Source organism: Streptomyces sp. NPDC052496, assembly GCF_040679095.1.
Lineage (GTDB): Bacteria > Actinomycetota > Actinomycetes > Streptomycetales > Streptomycetaceae > Streptomyces.
Map to the genome: position 1 here is coordinate 22,318 of NZ_JBFAUH010000036.1, position 17,859 is coordinate 40,176.

Here is a 17,859-nt window from a genome sequence, read left to right on the forward strand (position 1 = left end):
CTACTCCTGGTGGTATGAGGCGTCGGCGGGCGCGGTGTGGCCCATGTCCTTGACGACGTCGGCGGCGTGCTTGTCGCAGTCGGCGGCGACCTGACCGGCATGGCGGATGGCCTCCGAGGCCAGCGGCAGGCCCACGGCGAGCGCCTCGGCCCTGCTCTCGACGACCCCGGCCCGGTCGATCAGGCGGACGCACCAGCCGAGCAGCGTGCCCGGCACAAACTTCGCGGTCAGCTCCGCCCGCACTTCCTCCAGCGACGACTTCAGGTCCTCGCAGCGGCTCGCCACGTACTTGACGTGCTCGCTGCCCGCGAGGATCTCCTCGGCCATGTCCTCGTCCGCCTCGATGACGTCGTAGACCGTCATCTCCGCGTCCTCGAACTGCACGCTCTCAACCGGTACCGGCGCTCCGCTCATCGCGCGCGCTCCTTTCTGTGGTGCTGGTGACGGGCCGGACGGCCCGGAGACGACCACCCCTTCGATCACCGGGGCACCGGTGGTCGTCGCCGCGGGCGCCGGCGGCGCGGGGGCGTCCGGGCCGGGGGTGGCTCCGGTCGGCTGCGGCGTGGTGCCGGCCGGGCGGCCCCGGGGCAGCGCGGGCCGCACCGGGGGCTGCGGCGGCGGCTTGTCCTTCGGCAGCCGGGTGAGCCTGACGGCGTAGGTGGCCGTCATGCCGGGCGGGGGACGCAGCCACTCGCCGTCCGTACGCGGCATATCGCCGGGCGGCGGAGTCTGCTGGCGCTGCCTGCGCGAGCGCGAGCCGGGCCAGCCCGGCGTCGGCCCCGCCGCCCCCGCACCGCGGCGGCCCTTGAAGACCTTGGGCCCCTTGGCCTTCTTGGACTTCTCGCCGTCTGCCTTCTTCCTGCCGCGCCAGGGCCGCATGCCGGGCGTTCCGCCCGGCGTGTGTGTCGCCCCGGGCGGCGGTGAGGTGGCGGTGGAGCCCTTGGGCGGCGCCGTCGAAGCACCCTTCGGCGCCGTCGTCTTCGGCGGCTTCTTCGTCAGGTCGACCTTGGGCGGCGCCGCTGCCCCGCTGCCCGCCTCGCCGGACGGCGGGGTAGCGGAGGATCCCTTGGGCTTCTTCGTCAGGTCGACCTTCGGCGTGCCCGTCGAGGCGGTCTTCGGCGACTGCCCTGCCGTCCCGCTGCCCGTGCCGCCGTGCTTGGGGACCTTGGCCACTACGGGCGGAGCGAGATTCTTACGGCGCTGGTCCAGGCGCTGCTGCGCCTGATCCGCCGCGGCCTTGCCCAGCGTGGTGCGGCCTGCCTTGGCGGCCGCCGCATTCGCCTTCTTCGTCAGGTCGACCTTGGGCGGCGCCGCCGCCCCGCTGCCCGCCGCGCCGGACGGCGGGGTAGCGGAGGATCCCTTGGGCTTCTTCGTCAGGTCGACCTTCGGCGGGCTCTTGGGTGCCTTCGTCAGGTCGACCTTCGGCGACTGCGCCGCTGACCCGCCGCCCGTGCCGCCGGGCTTGGGGATTTTGGTCAGTACGGGCGGGGCGAGATTCTTACGGCGCTGCTCCAGACGCTTTTGCGCCTGATCCGCCGCGGCCTTGCCCAGCGTGGTGCGGCCTGCCTTGGCGGCCGCCGCATCCGCCTTCTTCTGGCGCCGGTCCTCGGCCCGGGCATCGCGGGCCTGCTCTTTCCGGTTGGCCTTCGCCTCCCGCCGTGCGTTGCGCAGCTTGTCGTCCGCGGCCTGGCGGTCGCGCTTCGCGCCGTCCTTACGGTCCCGGGCCGCATCACGGTCCTTGGCGCGGTTCTCCAGCCGGGCGGCCTGCCGGTCCGCGCGCCGCTGCATCTTCGCGCCCTGGCGGTCCGCGGCCCGCTGCTGGCGGCCACGGGACCGCTCCAGCGCAGGGCTGGAGGCACTGGAGCTGGGTGACTTGCCGCCGGAAGGCGACTTGATCCCCTTGCCCTTGCCGGAGCTGCCCTTGTCCGAACCGGACTTCCCGAGGCTGCCCTTGCCGGGGCCGCCCTTGTCCGAACCGGACTTGCCGGAGCTGCCCTTGCCGGAGTCGGACTTGCCGCCCGACGGTTTCGGCCCCGGGCCCTTGCCGACGCCCCCGGACCCGTTGGCGGTGCTGGGCTTCGTCTTGCCCGGCCGGTCGCTCCCCGACCGGCCGGAACCGGACGACGTCGGCGAGCCGGAGCTGCCCGAGGGTTTCTTGCCGGACCCGCCGCCCGACCTGCCGGATCCCGACCCGCCGGAGGCCCCGGAGCCCGAGGACTTCTTGCCCCCGCCTCCACCCCCGCCCTTGGCGGCGCTCTTGCCGAACTCCGTGGGGGACTGGACGACGCCGGCGGCCTTGGCCCGCTTCTGAGCGACTTCGTCGCGCAGCTTGGCCATAGCCACCTCATGGTCGGCCCGGGCCGCGAGCTGCTGCGCTTTGGCCTTGGCCGCGGCCTCACGCACCGGTGCCTCGTCCTGGAAGCGCTGGCGGCGGTCGGCGAGCCACCCGGCCATGCCGCGCAGCGCGGCGACGGCGGCGCCGACCGCGACGACCATCGCGCCCTGCGCGGCGCCGTGCCCGTCGCCGTCCTCCTCGTACTCGTACTCCTCCTCGTCGGCGCCGTCGGCGTACACCGCGGTGGCGGTGTCCCCGGCGAGCAGCGGCGCGGGCAGCACCGGCGGGGGAGGCACCGCGGGCGCGGGCATCTCCAGCTGCGGCCACTGCTCCTGCTCCTCGGCATCGTCCTCGTCGGCCGCGTCGACCGCGTCGTCCTCGGGTTCCGTTTCGGAGGCCGAGGGCGGCGGCGGAGGGCCCGGCGGCGGGGGAGGGGGCGGCGGCGGTGCGCCCCCGGTCGGCCGGAACGGCAGCACCCGCCCGCCGTCCGGCCGGTCGTCGTCGTTGCTCACACTCTCCTCCAGGGAGTTGACAGACGGTGACGGCCTCGCGTACGCGCGCGCGTGTCCGCGCGCCCGTGTGTCCGCGCGTCCGCATTACGCGCGTGCGAGGCCGTCACCGGCGGTTTGATCGGTGGATTGATTGACCCGCGTGATTACGCTTCGTAGCGGCTGCACCAGGTGGCCAGCGTCCTCGCGAGGTCGTTCCACGCCTCGGGGTCACCGGCCCGCTCCCGCTGTGCGGCGATGGAACGGGCCCGCTCGGCCCACGACTCGGCCCGGCCGCGCGGGCCCCGCTTCTCGCGTTCCGCTTGGCGCTTCTCGAAGTGCGCCAGCTTGTTGAGTGCGGCCCGCTCCGCCTTCGTCTGCGCCCGCGTCACGCTCACGCTCCCTTGCGCAAGTGCTCAAAGACGGTGTTGAACGGCCCCTTCGACTCCTGCTCGGCAGGCACGGGCGCCGTCCCGCTGTCCGCCGGCGCGGACTCGATGGCCTGCGGCTCCTGGCCCTGGCGCTTGGCCAGTTCCTTCTCGGCCTTCTTCCTGGCCCGCTTGACCGGCAACTCCTCGTAGGACCTGCTGTAGCGCCCGTTGAAGGACACCACGTTGGCGATGGCCTTCTCGACTTCGTCCGCCGCCTTGAACAGCGGCCGGACGGCGTGCCAGGCCCGCAGCCGGTCCTGATACGGCCAGTCGCCCTCGATCTCGCCGACCTCCTTGAGCTCGGCCTCCATCTCCCGGGCCAGGCGGCGCAGGTCGTCGACGATCGGGTGGAGCTGGGCCCGGCGCTGCTCCAGATGAATAGCTCGGCCCGCCGGCTCCGAAAGCCGGTCCGGGGTCCACTTGTCCGCGCTCATGAGTCATGCCTTTCGCGTGGTCGTGCAGGGGGAGGAGGCCGGGCCCGCCGGGTCGGAGCGCGGCGGGCCCGGCGGGGCGGTGGTGCTCGCCGTACCGCGTCAGGAGCGGACGGCGGGGTTCAGGTGCGGGTGCGCTGCTTCGACCCGGTCGCGGATGCGCTGAGCGGTCGGCCGGGACGGAGCCTCCATTCCGGCGGCGCTCAGCGCGTCGCGGATCTCGGTCCACTCCGGGCGGTGGCCCGCCGTGTAGAGCGCGCGCACGATCTCGTCCTGGCGCTCCTTGAGCGCGGCGCGCTCACCGGTGTGAGCGCGCTTGGCCTGACGGCGCTCACGCTTGGGACGCTCAGCGGGCGGGCGCTCACCATCAGCGCTCCGAGCGCGCTCACTCGTGGCGCCCTGAGCGCGCTCAGCGCTCGTACGGTGAGCGCGCTCGGTCTGCCGGTGAGCGCGCTCGGCGGTGTGCGGCTGAGCGTCGGACTGAGCGGGTGCGGCATGGCGCTCAGGGACGCTCGCGGGCTGAGCGCCCGCGCTGTCTTCGGCGGGCGGGGCGCTCGGCTTCGCGGTGTCGTGATCGCCTTCCTGAAGACGGTGGATGCGCCAGACGATGGCGACCACGACGATCACGGCGACGACGATCAGCCAGACGCTCGGATGCTGCTGGCCGCCCACCACGGTCATACCGGCGCCGGTGCGGTCCGCCACGTGGAAGGTGATGTTGGTGGCGGCCATCAGGCCGAGGGCGAAGCCCACGTCCTTCTTCTTCCGGAAAGCCGTGACCGCGTACACGTCGAGACCGAGCGGCAGGGCCCATCCGGCGTCGCCGATCGGGGTGTCCCCCAGACCGACCAGCCGGGCGAACTGCCACTCGCCGGACGCGGTCAGGACGATTACCGCTGCCAGCCCCACCCACAGGGCGGCCGCCTTGGCGATCTCGCCTACGCGGTACTGGCGCTTGAGGCTGGTGGCCCGCTGCTCGGCGAGCCGGTGATCCTCCTGCGCGGCCCGGAGCTCCTGTTCGGCGGCCTGGCGGGTGTGCTGGGCTGCCTGGAGCTCCTGGTCGGCGTCGCGGCGGATGTCCGCGACCGCGGCGCGGGCCCGGGCCTCCGTCTCCCGGCGCAGGGTCTGCGCCTCGGCGGCCGCCCGGTCACCGAGCTGCCCGGCCTCCCGTTCGGCCCGGGCCCGGATGGCGTCGGCTGCGTCCTCGGCCTCGTGCCGGGCCTTGTCCCGCACTTCGGCGAGTTCCGCCTCGATCGCACGGCGCCGCTCGGCCAGGTCCTCGTCCAGCTCCAACCGGGCCGTACGGCGGGCCAGCTCCAGGTCGGAGTCGAGCGCGGCACGGGCCGCGTGGATCTCCGCGGCCTGGCGCTGGGCTTCGTCCAGGATCTTCGCGGCGTCGGCGAGCGCGTCGCGGTAGGCGGCCTCGGCCGCCGACCGGCGCAGCGCCGCCATGCGTTCGGCCTGCTCAGCGGCCTCGGCGAGGATCTGCCGCGCCTGCCGCTCGGCCTGAGCCAGTACGTCGGCGGCCTGGTCTTCGGCGCGGCCGCGGATCGCCCGGGCGGCGCGGTCGGCGTCCGAGCGCGTCCGGCCGGCGGCCGCGCGGGCCGAGGTGGCCATCTGCCGGGCCTGGTGGCGGGCGCCGTCATGCAGCGCCTGCGCCTGGTCCTCGGCGGCGGTGCGGACGCCGTCCGCCTCGGCGGTGGCCTGCCGCAGTCGCTCCCCGGCCTCCTCGGCCGCCTCGGCCAGGACCCGGCGGGCGTCGGCGGCCGCCGCCCGGCGGACCGTACGGGCACCGTCCTCGGCGGCCCGGAGCAGCCCGGCGGCCTCGGCGGATGCCTGCTGCCGGGCCCCTTCGAGGACGTCGGCGGCCCGGTCCATCAGGTCCGCGGCCCTATCGCGCAGGTCTGCGGCGCGGGCCTCGGCCTCCTCCCGCACCTCCGGGCTCGGCGGCACGGTCGTCGCCGGGCCGGGAGGCTCGGCGGCCGCCCCGGTCGGGCGGCGCGGCGGCGGTGTCGTCGTGGTCTTCGACGGCGGCTTCCGGGCCGCCGGCGTCTTCTTCTTCCCGGGGGTCTTGTTGCGGGTCGCGGTACGGGCGGCCACGCCTCAGCTCCTTTACGTACGTACGAAGGTGACCGCCCGTCGGGCGGTCACCTTGGCGTGGTCAGTCCTGGGTGGTGCGGGCCCCGTCGCCCTTCTCGCGGGAGGCGAGGTTCTGGTGGATCTCGTACTCCACCGCGTCCCACTCCTCGTCGACCGGGTCACCGTGCGCCTGGCGGAACGCGGAGGCGGTGGTCGCCGGGGCGCGCCAGGACTCCTCCAGCCCGAAGAAGGCCAGCCACTCGTCGGGCGGCGCGCCATCGAGGTACCAGCGGTCGATCGCCTTGCGCACTGGCAGCTCGCCGAAGGCCCGCCACAGGATCACGACGCTGAGCGCGGCCAGCCATGAGTCGATGCCATCCGTCGAGTGGAGGTCGACCAGGCTCGACGGCCCGTGCGCCCCGAACAGCGGGATGAGCGACGCCATGACGGCGGCACCGGCGAGCACGGCGAACGGGGCGACGTCGCACACCGCGAAGTGCGCGATGCGGGCAGTCCAGTAGCGCCTGCTCATGCCGTCACCCCCGAATTCGCAGCCCGCATCCGGCGGTCGACTTCCTGGCTGATCAGCTCGGCGGCGTCCGGGTCGTCGGCGAGGCGGGCGGCCTGGTGCGCGTCGACCAGCTGCTCGGCGTCGAGCTCCCGCAGGGCCTCGGTGCAGGCGGGGCACCCGTCGCTCAGGTGCCGGGCGATGACCGCCGGATTGCGGCTGTCGTGCTCCTCGGCCACCGCCGGCAGCGCGGCCACCGGCTGCGGCGTCCTCTTGTTGTCCTTCTCCCGGTAGTGGGCTTCGAGCGCCGCGGCGGACGGCGCGGGCGCCAGCTCGGGCAGCACCATGCGGTGGTGCCACCAGCCGGTGCCCGGCCCGTCGTCCGTCCGCGGCTTCCAGACCGCCAGGTCCGGCGCATCGGGGTCGAGGCGCCGCACGGCCTGGGCAGCCTGAGCGTGCGTACGGTAGAGGCCGATCAGGCGTCCGGCGCGCTGCAGCACGTGCACGGGCTCGTCGATGGCGGCGGTGTAGTAGTCGAGCGCCTGGTGCAGCAGCACCTCGACGCGCCGCAGGTCGGTGAGCTCGGCGTCCGCGGTATTCAGGTCGGTGTCGAGCCGCCCGGCCCGCTGCTCGGCGGCCTCCAGGGCGCGCTCCAGGTCGGCGATGGTGCGGGCCTGCCGGTCGACGCGCTCGGCCAGGAGACCGGAGCGCCAGTCGGCGAGGTCCCGCTCGTTCTTCACACGGGCCAGCCGAAGCTGGACGGCCCGGATGCGGGCATCGGCGTGCTCCCACCGGGCGATGAGCCAGGTGGTGAGCCGGGCGTGCCGGCGTGAGCTGATGAACCAGGTCATGCGGAGAACCCCCTGGTGCCCGCGCGGCGGCGGGCGGCGATGTGGGAGGAGAGGTTGAGGGCGGTGCGGAGCGCGCAGCGTCCGATCAGGACGGCGCCGAGCAGGCCGGGTGCGGCCGCCGTCGACGCCACCAGGACGTCGACGACGGCGTTGAGCACCAGCTCCAGGAGGTGGCCGACCCCGTAGCCGAGGCCGGTCCCGAGCAGGGCCAGCGCGGCGAGCGCGGCCGGGTGCAACTGATCGGCGGTGCGCCGCAGGCGGCGCCAGACGCTGCCGAGCCAGCGGACGACGGGGGAGGGGGTGCCGGTCATCCCGGCCCCTCCTCACCGCCGTGCTCCAGGACGTCGCAGGCGGCGCGGATCTGCGCGGCCACGGCGGGCGGCAGTTCGGCGGTGTCGATCGCGTCCAGCAGCCGGACCGCCTGCGACCTGCGCAGGACGAAGACCGTCAGGTCGTCGGTCGCGGCGTTCAGGTACGCCGTGGCGGTGTCCGCACGCGCGGTCGTGGTGCGCAGCGCGTACAGAGTGGCGGCGTGGTGAACGGACAGCAGCTCCGTCTGGCGGACGACGTCCTGCACCGCGTCGCCGAGGGCGGCGCGGTGACGCAGGTCGTCGAGGACGTCGGCCGGGACGAGCCGGAGGGCGGAGGTCACGGTCATCGCCGGCCCCCCACTCCGGCCCGGGCCTGGCCGTGACGGCGCAGCTTGGCCTCGGCCTCCTGGCGCGCCTTCACCGCCTGGCGGGCGGCTTCGGCCGCATCCTTCGCGGCCTGCTCCTGGCTGCTCATGCGAGGTGGCCCGTGTGCGCGTCGTACGCGGCGAAGTTCGGGTCGACGACCAGGACCAGGTCGGCCAGGTCGCCGAGCGACAGGTGCGCGCGGTCGACGGTGCACCGGACGATGACGTGGTTGGCGTACATGGTGCCGCTGACCTCCACGGCACCGTGTGGGTAGCGGATCTGACCGTGCGCCAGCTTCTTGGCCAGGCCCGGCAGCAGGCCGGCGGTCTCCTGCGACAGGGTCAGACCGACGGTGACGTAGTCGCCCGGGTCGACGGTGACCTCGGTACGGACGCCGAGCCGGGCGAGCGCCTGGACCTCGGTGAAGACGTTGAACGCCTCGGCGACGGCGTCTTCGAGCCCGATGGCCAGGGCCTCGGGACGCAGCGGGGCGACGGCTGAGATGATGGACATGCGGATCGTCTCCCTGTGACTGGGTTGGTCCGTGACAGCCCCCGGCACACACGGCGCTGCAACGCCGTGCTGGGGGCTGTGCGCCGTCTGAGCGGCGCAGTTGAGCGGCGGCTGCCGCAGTACCCCGGGCCGGACTCGAACCGGCCATCGCCTACGGGGTCCGCGATCTTCGCCCTTGTGTCACCGCGCGGTCGGATCCTTGTCCGCCCGTGAGGACGGCATGGGACAAGGTGCTGCGGAAGCTGATCGCAGTTCAGCTGCGCACGCGGCAGGGCTGGCTTGTCGCTGTTGCCTGTCCCGCATCTCGCCTGCGGGATGGCGGTCCGCATATCCCTGCGGACCGGGCCGGGGCACCCAGTGGAGCCGCCTGCCACACCCTGGATGGGCGCGATGGTTCAGCTCGTGTTCCCCGGACGGATCACTCTGTGGAGTTCTCAAGGCCAACAGGTGCTTCTCCGACCGGGCTGATCCGCAGTTTCACGAGCCCAGGGGGTGGATCCGAAGCGCACGTAAGGCGTGGCCGCGCCTCTATGACTGCTCTGTGCATCCAAAACATAGGTACTAGTCGCTGCACATTGACTAGACAATGCGTTGGTGAGATCGATGTAACACCCCAGCGGGTCACCCCGTCAAGCACCGCGGCTACACGTTTCACATTGACTGGACAATGGGTAAGGGCGCAGGTACACATGGGGCCATGAAGAAACCGGTGCCCGTCTACCAAAAGATCGCGGACGACCTGAGAGCTTTGATCCTCGACGGCTCGCTGCGACCTGGTGCGCAGCTTCCGACCGAGGCTGCCCTGCTTGACCAGTACAAGGTCAAAGCGCGCGCGACGGTGCGCCAGGGGCTGAACGTCCTGATCAATGAAGGGCTGATTGAGCCGCGGCGGCCGCGGGGCTACTTCGTCGTCGAACGTCGCAGGTTGGTGTACCGGCCACAGGCTGAGTTCAGGCGCCGACCTCCCGAGACGGACATTTTCACCAACTTGGTCGCGGAGGAGGACGGTCGAACTCCGTCCCAGGACATCGAGGTGTCGATCGTCGAAGCGCCTGCGGCCATCCGTGACCGCTTGGGACTGGCCGCAGGTGAACTGGTCGCAGCGCGGCGCCGAGTGCGGAAGCTCGACGGCGTGCCGTACAACCTCAACGACTCCTACGTCCGGCTCTCGCTGGTGCAGGGCACCGACTGGATGAATCCGGGGGATGTCGCACGCGGCACCAACGCCGTTCTCGCCGAGCTCCTGGGGGCAGAGCTGGAGCAGGCCCTCGATGAGATCTACATCCGGATGCCTCTACCGGAAGAAGCACGCCGCCTGGAGATCGGGCCCGGAGTCCCCGTCGGCGAGCACATCGCCACCACGTTCGCGAACGACAACGTGGTGCAGTGCACCATCAACATCATCCCGGGGGACCGGCACGTCATCGTCTACGACCGAGTGAGGAACCCCGAGGACACCGGGCAGCCTCGTATCCCGTGGGGGGCTCAGTGATATTGGTCCGCGCCGAGCTCGCCGATCTGCCGCGATTGCTGCAGTACCGGACGGACGCTGCCGCCTGGCTCAAGGAACTCGGTACCGATCAGTGGGCTCGCCCGTTCCCTGCCGAGAACATCCTCGCGAGCATCCGGCGCGGCGAAGTGTTCCTCGTCAAGGAGGACGCGGACCACACTGATTCCTTCGCCACCATCACTCTCGACCGCCAGGCCGACGAACGGTTGTGGAACGACGAGGAGCGCCAGGAAAGCTCCCTTTACGTACACAAACTGACAGTCGACCGGCGGGCGGCAGGCCGTGGCCTCGGCGTACGCCTCCTGGATTGGGCGGGGGACCAGGCCGCACGGCGTGGCTGCCGGTGGTTGCGGCTGGACGCTTGGAGCACCAACACCCGTCTGCAGAGCTACTACCAGGGGCTGGGCTTCGAGCATGTGCGCACCTCAACCGACCCGACAGTGGTCTCCGGGTGGGCGGCCCAACGGCCGGCGCGCCGCAGTGTCGCCCATGGCCTGTCGCTCTTCGACCCGTACGAGTCCTGGGAGCAGCGGCACGTCAATGTCCTGGGTGAGAGCGCGTGGGACCGCATCCTGCGCTCCACATGGCGACTGGCGTCCTGGTGCCACGACTACTCCGCCCCTCGGAGCCGAGCTGCCATCAGTGCAGAGCGCCATGAGACGTGGTTGCCGGCCGCGGTCCTGCTGGCCCTGGCACTATGGCGTGCAGGCCGAGAAGCCGACGTACTCGCCGACGAGATTCCGCTTGACGCCGCCCTTCCGTGGCTGGTCGGCGAACAGCACCAAGCGCTCTACGCGGCCCCACTGCCCGTCGACACTCCCGTCCCGGTAAGCAGTTGGAGTGCCGTCGAACACGACGACAACCACCTGGCGACGGCTGCACAGCGCGTCATCGCAACCCACTTGGTGACCCCTGGCGTCCAACTCGGCGACTGCCTGCGCGCCCTCGACAAATACTCGGCTTCGTGACCGCTGCGGCCGGACCACAGCAGCGCGCCTCGACACTCCGAAGTCACATCACTGCTCACGCCGAGACTGGCAGAGGAGGATGATGACCCCGCAAACGCGAGCAGGCTCCCGCGTGCGGGAGCCTGCCGGTCGCGACGTCGGTGTGTGGAAGCCCGACGTGCGATCAAGCACCTGAAGCAGATGGAGGTGCCTGCGTGGTCTGCAGGCTACGCGTACTCACGGTCGTGTGGGCGCAGCAGAGGCGATACGACACGCCGCCCGGATCCCTTCCTGCGGGTTGTCGCACGGGTTCTCTCCCGGAGAACGGGATGACGGAACCCCGACGCTCGCGAGCGCGTTCCACACACCGCGCCACCAGGTGCACATTCGCTCGCTGCACCCTGTACCACGTGATTCCCGGTTTCCCGAACCGGAGAAGGGCCCGGATCATGCTGTCCATGCCACAGCCGCCGTGAACACGACGATGGCCGCCCCTGCGCCAACAGGGACGGCCATCCAAGTCGACTCCGCAGAACCTTGCCCAGTTCCGAGTCGTACGTCGGCGGTAACGCCGGGCACCAAGCCCCAGGGGCCCGGCTACCACACACCAGAATAGCTACACGAAGACACGCTGGACAGCACGTCCCGTGTGTTCCCTGCCTCCATCTGGTGATCGTTCGACGTGCGGCTCCCGTACCCCGAAAGGGACCGCACAACCCATGCACCACCTCCCCCGCTGCCGTCCGTCACGGCAGCCCGCGACAGTAACGTCCGCGGCCACGTACACCAGCGCCGTGACTACGACGCAGACGAAGAACAGCGCTCTGACCTGCCACGACGGCGGTGTCCGCTTTGGCGCATACAACGGCCGCGTGACGACGACGCCCGTGCTCGACAGCACCACCATCGCCCTGCCCACCACGGCCGCCGTGGTGGTGACCCGATGACTTCTCCGAGCCCGATGGACGAGGCCGCCGAGGAGCTGGAGTTCGTCGGTGACATCACCGACTACTGGACGCACACCCAGGTGCGTGACTGGGTGCTGCTGCTCCCGGGGATGACCCGGACCGCGCTGCACCTGTACCTGATCCTGCGCTCGATGGTCTACGAGTCGGCCCGGCGTAAGGGCGGCGGCCTGCGCCGGATGTCGCTGGACCAGCTGTGTTTCCTGCTGCCGGGCGTGAACGAGAAGCCCTGCAGCCCGACCATGGTCAAGGACGCGCTGAGGCTGCTCGCCGAGCACAACCTGGTGGTGAATCCCGACGGCGGCCGCCTGGTCACCTCGACGGGCAAGGGCGGGATCCAGAACTCCTTCCGCAAGTACAAGGTCAACGACACGCCGCCGGACGCCTATGTGGGCTGGCGCAACGTCTGGGACAAGCTCGACGCCTACACCCCCGACTGGCGGGAGAACCCGCCGCAGCCTCCGCTGCACACCCGCACCGAGGAAGGCGTCATCCAGACGCCTGCCGACCGGCCGGCTGGCGCGACGGTTCCGGCGGCCGCGGCCAAGCCCCGCCCGGCCAAGCCCGATGCTCCGGCCAAGTCCGATGCTCCGGCGAAGGGCGGGCCGGCGCGGAAGGCAGGCGGTTCGGCGTCCGCCGCCAAGACCGCGCCGAAGAAGCGGGCCCCGAAGGCGGCACCGGCGCAGGACCAGGTCGACGGAGGCGACGCGCCCGCCGACACCTCGGCTGCCAAGTCCGTGGTCGACGCCTGGGGTGAGGGCATGAAGGCCGGTGGCCGTCCGTTCCTGCCGAAGCGCGCGGCCGCCATCGCCACCGAGGCGGGCGAGCTCCTGGCCGCTGGCGCCGATCTCGACCACCTGTGCCGGGTGGCCCAGTGGATGGGCCGGATGAAGCCGACCTGGAAGGTCCTGGAAGACGCGATGACCTGGCCCGAGGCTCCGCAGCCGTCGGTGCCCGGGCAGCGTTCCGGCCGTTCGGCCCCGCAGAAGTGCGAGCACCACCCGACGTTCGCGGCCGACGACTGCCCGCAGTGTCGCCTCGCCGAGCGCGAGCGGCAGCGGCGTGGCCCGTCGGAGCCCGGCCCCGTCGACGGCGCCGGACTGCTGGCCCGGCTGCGTGCCGGTCAGCCCGCGTGACCTCGGCACCACGATCCGAAAACGCCTGTGGCGGCCACTCCCGTCAAGAACCGGCCGCCACAGGAGAACCTCACGAAGGAGATCCGTATGTCCATCGTCGCACCCCACGCCGCTCCTGACGACGGGTTCGGTCCCTCGGGACGGAACGACGGCTTCGACCGCGTCCCGCCGAACGACATCGACGCGGAGCAGTCCGTACTCGGCGGCCAGCTGCTGAGTAAGGACGCCATCGCCGACGTCCTCGACACCCCGATGCAGCAGCGGGACTACTACCGTCCGGCGCACGAGACCATCCAGGCCGCGATCCTGTTCCTGTACGGCAAGGGCGAGCCGGTCGACCCGATCACCGTCGCCGCCGAGCTCACCAAACGCGGCGACATCACCAAGGTCGGCGGCGCCTCCTACCTGCACACCCTGGTCCAGACGGTGCCGACGGCGGCGAACGCGGCGTACTACGCCGAGATCGTCCACGAGCGGGCCGTGCGCCGCCGCCTGATCGAGGCCAGCGTCCGGATCACGCAGGTCGCCTACTCCGGCGAAGGCGAGATCGACGACGTCCGCAGCGCGGTGGAGGCCGAGGTCCTCGACGCCCTGGCGACCCGTGAGCAGTCCGCCGGCTACGCGTACGTCCGCGAAGACGTCCCTGACTTCTGGGACCAGCTCGACGCCCGGATGAAGGGCACCGGCAAGATGACCGGCATCCCCACCGGCTTCGCCGACCTGGACGCGCTGACCAACGGCCTGCAGCCCGGCCAGCTCATCGTCATCGGCGCCCGCCCGGCCATCGGCAAGTCGACCCTCGCCCTGGACATCACCCGGGCCGCCTCCATCAAGCACGGTCGGACCTCGGCGTTCTTCTCCCTGGAGATGGGCCGCCCTGAGATCACCCAACGCCTCTACAGCGCCGAGGCCCGCGTTGCCCTGCACCACATCCGCGCGGCAACGGTCACCGAGGAAGACATGACCCGCATGGCCAAGCGCACGGCCGCCATCGAGGGCGCCCCCCTGATCGTGGACGACTCCCCGAACCTGTCGCTCACCGAGATCCGCTCCCGCGCCCGGCGCATCAAGCAGGCCAAGGACGGCCTGGACCTGCTGGTCGTGGACTATCTCCAGCTCATGCAGTCCGGCTCCGGCCGTCGGGCGGACAACCGTCAGCAGGAGGTCTCCGACATCTCCCGCAGCCTCAAGCTGCTGGCCAAGGAGCTGGAGATCCCGGTCATTGCCCTCTCCCAGCTCAACCGCGGCCCTGAACAGCGCATCGACAAGCGCCCGCAGATCAGCGAGCTGCGCGAGTCCGGCTCGATCGAGCAGGACGCGGACATGGTCATCCTGCTGCACCGCGAGGACGCGTACGAGAAGGAATCGCCCCGCGCCGGCGAGGCCGACCTGATCGTGGCCAAGCACCGTAACGGCCCGACGGCGACCGTCACCGTGGCCTTCCAGGGCCACTACGCGCGGTTCGTGGACATGGCGCAGTCCTGATCACTAGGACAAAAGGCTCTATACCACCACAAACCACCCGGCAGGAGGCTGACGACGCCCCCGACGCATCTCCGCGTCGGGGGCGTCGCCGTTCCTCACGCCTCCGGCCCGCGCCACACCCGGTCGACCGGAGGTCGAGACACCCCAGTCGGAAATCCGTCCATCGAAGCGACCAGGCGTGATGTGACATCAGTGCAGGTCGCTTCGATGGACGGATTTCCGACCTGACTGGACGGATTTCCGACCTGACTGGACGGAAAAAAAACGCTGCCACGCCTCTGACCTGCGGAAACGCGATCCCCTAAGAAGCCCCCCCAACAAGTTCTTCTCTCTTCCGTACCGCGCACCACACCGGTCCCACCCCTTTGGCTAGGGACGGTGCACCACGAGGAGAGAGAGGCGGCTGCGCCGAACAAGCACTGCCTGGCGGTCGCCGGCATCGTCGGCGGTACTGAGCAGCGGGGCGGTGGCGACGAGGCGGGCCTGCGTGCCGGGCAGCGGCCGAGCGAGAGCACGCGACACTGTCCGCTTCGGATGGCAGGCTGCCGTCCGTCTAGTCACGCAGACCGCCCCCGGCGCACGTCCGCGCCGGGGGTGTCGTACGTGCCGGGTACCCGGAGGGCGGCGGGCGACGAGATCCCTCGATGTCGTCATACCGACGCAAAGCGGATACCGCGGTATCCGCTTCTCGTCATCGCGACACACCGGAGGGCACCCCACCCCGGGGCTATTAACAGGCCCGAGCGCCCTCGACTCCTCCCACCCCCTCCCGTCCCCGCTCACCCCATTACCCCAGCTCAGGGCACTCCTCCGGCCCCTTCCGGCACGAATGATCTTGCCCCCTGGACGCAGGAGGCCGAGGCAGTGACCTGCATTTGGGACGGCCGGAGGTCGGGAACGGAGGGTGGGCATGAACGTGCCAACACCGGCCGGTAACGAGCGCTCGGGCCTGTTAATAGCCCAGAGGAGAGGGGGCGCGGCCCGTCACCCATTCGGGTGACGGGCCGCGCCGTGGCACTGACGCTGGGGGGAGAAAGTGCAGGTCAAGGCAAGAAAGGAGCCCTTCGGGCACGACTTCCCACCCCATCGGCTCCGCCGATGAACAAACGACGCGCTTCGCGCGGCGACCTACAAGAGCACGGCAGCGCGTCCCTGGATGGGCGTGTGCGGCTCTCGGAGCCTGGCGGGGCACTCGGGGGCGGAGGGGCGGAGTTCGGCGCTCCGAGGCCCCTTTGCGGGCCGTCTCGGGGGTGTTCCGCGTGATCGCCGCGCCCGGCGGTGAAGGGTGTCCGGGCTGGTCAGTGGGGCTATGCGATAGATCATCCGCATATGTGACCGGGCCCCCTGGGCTCGCCGTCGTCCGGCCCCCTCCCGCGACCAAGCGTGTCCGCGATTCACGGACAGCGGCCGCAAGCCGTCGAGGCAGCACCTCTCGCGGCACCTGAGACGGTCGTCGCGCCCAACCCCGCCGCCCGCTCTCTTTAGGGGTGTTGGAGCTAACAGGTCTGACTGTGCCTGAACAGGACTTACTCCTGGCCGACGAGACGGGCCATCAGTCCTTGTATGTGAGGGAGCCCAGGCCGCTGTGAGCACGGGTCAGGGAGACGTACAGCTTCTCGGCCGCGGTGCGGGCAGCGTCCAGATCGTGGAAGATCTCTCCGAGGTCGTCTTCGAGCTGGTGGTCCTTGTCGCTGCGCAGGTGGCCGCCCTCGTTGAGGCCGGCGATAAGACGAGCGGCCTGGTCCAGGGCCTGCGGCAGCATCATCGCCATCGTGGAAAGGCCGCCGATCAGGCTGTAGACGTCGCCGGGGTACTTCCATTCGCGACTACGGCTCCTGGTCAGCTCGTTGATGACTCGCATCGCTTCGACCGCCACGTCAGCGAGCTCGTCGGACGTCTTGTTGTCAGTCATGGCTTCGGGTCCCTTCGCGACGAGCCGAGGCCGCCACACAGCGCCCCGAGCCCATCCTGGTCGGCCGGACCGGCAGTCCGTGAACAAACGCCGAAGCCGGGCGCTCCTGGCCGACTTGCGCGCCGCCCGCAACGGCTACGTCGATTAGAGGCATTGGGCCCAACAGGTCTTACCCGTCGTGATCAGGTATTTCCTCGGCCGCTGGGACGCGGGCCGCGTCGGCGATCTGCTCCCTCGCCTCCTCTACGCAGCAGGAGGGGCAGAGCGCACGTCAGGCTCAGCGGTGCGGATCGCACGCAGGAGCAGGGTGTCCGCCCCGCGAGGGCTGGAGGCGGCCGCGCTGAGCCGTTCCGCGGCGATTGCGGTGAAGCCGGCGCCGTCCAAGGCCTTCGTCCATACGTGGGCATCGAGGACCCAGCGGAACATCGTCGTCGTGGTGCCGTCCGGCAGTTTCGCCGGGATGGCGGCGGCACGGATGCCGGCAGCCGGGGGCTGGCCGGTCAGGTAGTGCGCGAGGGTGGCGATCACCAGTTGCCCGCCGGGGCGCAGGGCGTCGGCGACGGCAGGCAGCAGGACGGCGGGGTCGGTGAAGCAGGCGGCACCGAACAGGCTGTATGCGAGGTCGTACGCCGCGGGGTGTTCCCGCAGGTGGGCGGTGACGTCGGTGTGGAGCGGCCGCAAGCGGGGAGCGAGATGGCCGTACAGGTCGCGGGCCATGGCGTGCTGGGTGGCGGAGGCGTCGACGGCGTCGACGCGGTCGACGGGGTGGTGGACGGCCAGGTGGGCGGCCTGGCGGCCGGCCCCGGAGCCGAGGTCGATGACGCGGGCGCCGGTGAGGTCGCCGAGGATCTCGGCGCCGGGGCCGCTGTCCTGGCCCCAGGTCCAGTACAGCCTCTCGGGCACGGAGCGGTCGGTCTGGGCGCGGCGACGCCCATAGTGGTGCCACAGGTCGGAGGCGGGTGCTGCGGGGGATGCGGAAGTCACCGCACCATCGTGGAGCGGTGAGTGGGGCAGTCAGGGGCGGATGGGAGAAAGTGCCCCGCTTGTCGGCTGCCGGGCGTACGGTCCGGGCCCTGCCATGAACGGCAAGGCCCGGACCGTACGGGGGTGTCGGGTCAGTGGGAGTCGTTGCCGTGGTGGCAGGGGCCGCAATCGGCGGCGTCCTCCCACAGCGGCAGGTCGAGCTCCCAGCCGTCGGCCGCGATCAGGTGCGCGGTGCGCATCACCGAGCCGTCGTTCTTCATCTCCACCTTGGGCACGTGGTGCAGGAAGTGCCCAGCGTTGTACTTCTGACACAGCTCGGCGTAGGCGACGGTGTCCAGGATGATCGTGTGCACGCCGATGTCGACCAGGCGGCTCGGGACCAGGCCCAGCCGCTCGCCGCGGTGCGCCATCGCCGTCAGCAGGTAGGCATAGCCCTGGCCGAGCACGCGTGCGGCCATCACCGAGTCGTACGGGTAGTCCCGCATCAGCAGGCCGACCTGCTTGGCGAACAGCGCGGCCGGCACCGCGGCGCGCACATCGCGCGACGGACCGGCCACCGGGGCGGCGGCCCCTGTCTGGAGTTCGAGGACGGTTGCCATGTGACCTC

Annotated in this window: 18 protein-coding genes; 5 read left to right on the forward strand and 13 right to left on the reverse strand. The window is 71.4% G+C overall.

Annotation, left to right across the window (positions count from 1 at the left end):
• The 10 genes from AB0L45_RS34715 to AB0L45_RS34760 form a co-directional block, all read right to left on the reverse strand.
• Positions 1-2,847, reverse strand: a complete 2,847-nt coding sequence (locus AB0L45_RS34715; RefSeq protein ID WP_365847240.1) for a hypothetical protein — start codon at positions 2,845-2,847, stop codon at positions 1-3.
• A 143-nt stretch (positions 2,848-2,990) separates the two neighbouring features.
• Entirely contained in the window at positions 2,991-3,215 is a 225-nt protein-coding gene (locus tag AB0L45_RS34720; protein ID WP_365847242.1) for a hypothetical protein, read from the reverse strand.
• 2 nt (positions 3,216-3,217) lie between these two features.
• Complete coding sequence (locus AB0L45_RS34725) at positions 3,218-3,688, reverse strand: hypothetical protein (RefSeq protein ID WP_365847244.1); 471 nt, start codon at positions 3,686-3,688, stop codon at positions 3,218-3,220.
• 99 nt (positions 3,689-3,787) lie between these two features.
• Complete coding sequence (locus AB0L45_RS34730; RefSeq protein WP_365847246.1) at positions 3,788-5,785, reverse strand: hypothetical protein; 1,998 nt, start codon at positions 5,783-5,785, stop codon at positions 3,788-3,790.
• Between the two features lie 61 nt (positions 5,786-5,846).
• Positions 5,847-6,296: a hypothetical protein gene (locus AB0L45_RS34735; protein WP_365847248.1), complete on the reverse strand. Its 450-nt coding sequence runs from the start codon at positions 6,294-6,296 to the stop codon at positions 5,847-5,849.
• The gene (locus AB0L45_RS34740; RefSeq protein ID WP_365847250.1) at positions 6,293-7,123 is read right to left on the reverse strand and encodes a hypothetical protein; all 831 of its coding nucleotides are present in this window, start codon (positions 7,121-7,123) and stop codon (positions 6,293-6,295) included. Before AB0L45_RS34740 ends, AB0L45_RS34735 begins: the two co-directional genes overlap by 4 nt.
• The gene (locus tag AB0L45_RS34745; RefSeq protein WP_365847252.1) at positions 7,120-7,434 is read right to left on the reverse strand and encodes a hypothetical protein; all 315 of its coding nucleotides are present in this window, start codon (positions 7,432-7,434) and stop codon (positions 7,120-7,122) included. Before AB0L45_RS34745 ends, AB0L45_RS34740 begins: the two co-directional genes overlap by 4 nt.
• Positions 7,431-7,781: a hypothetical protein gene (locus AB0L45_RS34750; RefSeq protein ID WP_365847254.1), complete on the reverse strand. Its 351-nt coding sequence runs from the start codon at positions 7,779-7,781 to the stop codon at positions 7,431-7,433. Before AB0L45_RS34750 ends, AB0L45_RS34745 begins: the two co-directional genes overlap by 4 nt.
• Entirely contained in the window at positions 7,778-7,909 is a 132-nt protein-coding gene (locus AB0L45_RS34755) for a hypothetical protein (protein ID WP_365847256.1), read from the reverse strand. The genes AB0L45_RS34750 and AB0L45_RS34755 overlap by 4 nt, the downstream gene beginning before the upstream one ends.
• Complete coding sequence (locus tag AB0L45_RS34760; protein ID WP_365847258.1) at positions 7,906-8,313, reverse strand: hypothetical protein; 408 nt, start codon at positions 8,311-8,313, stop codon at positions 7,906-7,908. The genes AB0L45_RS34755 and AB0L45_RS34760 overlap by 4 nt, the downstream gene beginning before the upstream one ends.
• A gap of 697 nt (positions 8,314-9,010) precedes the next feature.
• Between AB0L45_RS34760 and AB0L45_RS34765 the strand changes: the two genes are divergently transcribed.
• The 5 genes from AB0L45_RS34765 to dnaB all read left to right on the forward strand — a co-directional run bounded on the left by AB0L45_RS34765 (position 9,011) and on the right by dnaB (position 14,356).
• On the forward strand, positions 9,011-9,805 hold the full coding sequence (locus tag AB0L45_RS34765; RefSeq protein ID WP_365847260.1) for a GntR family transcriptional regulator: 795 nt from the start codon (positions 9,011-9,013) through the stop codon (positions 9,803-9,805).
• Positions 9,802-10,791 carry a GNAT family N-acetyltransferase gene (locus tag AB0L45_RS34770; protein WP_365847262.1) on the forward strand — a complete coding sequence of 330 codons (990 nt, stop codon included), beginning with the start codon at positions 9,802-9,804 and terminating at the stop codon, positions 10,789-10,791. The genes AB0L45_RS34765 and AB0L45_RS34770 overlap by 4 nt, the downstream gene beginning before the upstream one ends.
• A 773-nt stretch (positions 10,792-11,564) precedes the next feature.
• Positions 11,565-11,717: a hypothetical protein gene (locus tag AB0L45_RS34775; RefSeq protein WP_365847264.1), complete on the forward strand. Its 153-nt coding sequence runs from the start codon at positions 11,565-11,567 to the stop codon at positions 11,715-11,717.
• Complete coding sequence (locus AB0L45_RS34780; RefSeq protein ID WP_365847266.1) at positions 11,714-12,871, forward strand: hypothetical protein; 1,158 nt, start codon at positions 11,714-11,716, stop codon at positions 12,869-12,871. Before AB0L45_RS34775 ends, AB0L45_RS34780 begins: the two co-directional genes overlap by 4 nt.
• Positions 12,872-12,958: 87 nt before the next feature.
• On the forward strand, positions 12,959-14,356 hold the full coding sequence (gene dnaB / locus AB0L45_RS34785; RefSeq protein WP_365847268.1) for a replicative DNA helicase: 1,398 nt from the start codon (positions 12,959-12,961) through the stop codon (positions 14,354-14,356).
• 1,552 nt (positions 14,357-15,908) lie between these two features.
• Here the strand turns inward: dnaB and AB0L45_RS34790 are convergent.
• The 3 genes from AB0L45_RS34790 to AB0L45_RS34800 all read right to left on the reverse strand — a co-directional run bounded on the left by AB0L45_RS34790 (position 15,909) and on the right by AB0L45_RS34800 (position 17,851).
• The gene (locus AB0L45_RS34790) at positions 15,909-16,268 is read right to left on the reverse strand and encodes a hypothetical protein (RefSeq protein ID WP_365847270.1); all 360 of its coding nucleotides are present in this window, start codon (positions 16,266-16,268) and stop codon (positions 15,909-15,911) included.
• 243 nt (positions 16,269-16,511) lie between these two features.
• On the reverse strand, positions 16,512-17,252 hold the full coding sequence (locus AB0L45_RS34795; protein ID WP_365847272.1) for a class I SAM-dependent methyltransferase: 741 nt from the start codon (positions 17,250-17,252) through the stop codon (positions 16,512-16,514).
• Positions 17,253-17,383: 131 nt separating this feature from the next.
• Complete coding sequence (locus AB0L45_RS34800; protein WP_365847274.1) at positions 17,384-17,851, reverse strand: hypothetical protein; 468 nt, start codon at positions 17,849-17,851, stop codon at positions 17,384-17,386.
• Between the last annotated feature and the right edge of the window lie 8 nt (positions 17,852-17,859).